1 protein-coding gene is annotated in these 718 nt (G+C 67.5%); it reads left to right on the forward strand.

The window, feature by feature from the left end; genetic code table 11:
- Nucleotides 1-690 (forward strand): fimbria/pilus outer membrane usher protein (locus tag AC07M7_RS21130; RefSeq protein ID WP_495208228.1); only part of this gene is annotated, 690 nt, incomplete at its 5' end.
- Nucleotides 691-718: the final 28 nt, after the last annotated feature.

A 718-nucleotide genomic window follows, 5' to 3' on the forward strand; every position in this document is an offset into this window, starting at 1 on the left:
TACGGCGTGGCCCTTTCCGACTCCCGCGAAGGTGGCACCACCGCGGTCGGCAGCGCCGAATACCGCAGCCGCTACAGCGCATTGAACGCCACCTACAGCCACTCGCGCGATTTCCGCCAGGCCTCGGTCGGCGCCAACGGCAGCGTGGTCGTGCATCCGGGCGGCTTCACCTTCACCCCGCAGCGTGGCGACACCATGGTGCTGGTCGAAGCACCGGGCGCGCGCGATGCGATCGTCAGCAACGCCCCGGGCCTGCGCGTCGATGGCCGCGGTTACGCGGTGGTCCCGTACGTGTCGCCGTACCGCCTCAACACCGTTACCCTCGATCCGCAGGGCATGGCCCACGACGTCGAGCTGGAAAGCACCAGTCAGTCGATCGCGCCGTTCGCCGGTGCCATCAGCTACCTGCGCTTCGATACCCGCAAGGGCAACGCGCTGCTGATCCAGGTGCGCAACACCGATGGCCGCACCATGCCGTTCGGTGCACAGGTCAAGGACGAGCAGGGCCAGCCAGTGGGCATGGTCAGCCAGGGTGGCCGCCTGTACGTGCGCAGCGAGAAGAACCAGGGCCAGTTGCAGGTCGAGTGGGGCGCAGGTGCCGACCAGCGCTGCACCATTGATTACCAGGTACCGGCGGGCGCCGATGCGTCCAAGACCGGCTTCATCCCGCTGGAGGCAGCATGCCGATGATTTCTTCCCGTGGCCGCAAGGCATTGGC

This window comes from Stenotrophomonas sp. GW821-FHT09E08 (assembly GCF_059416125.1).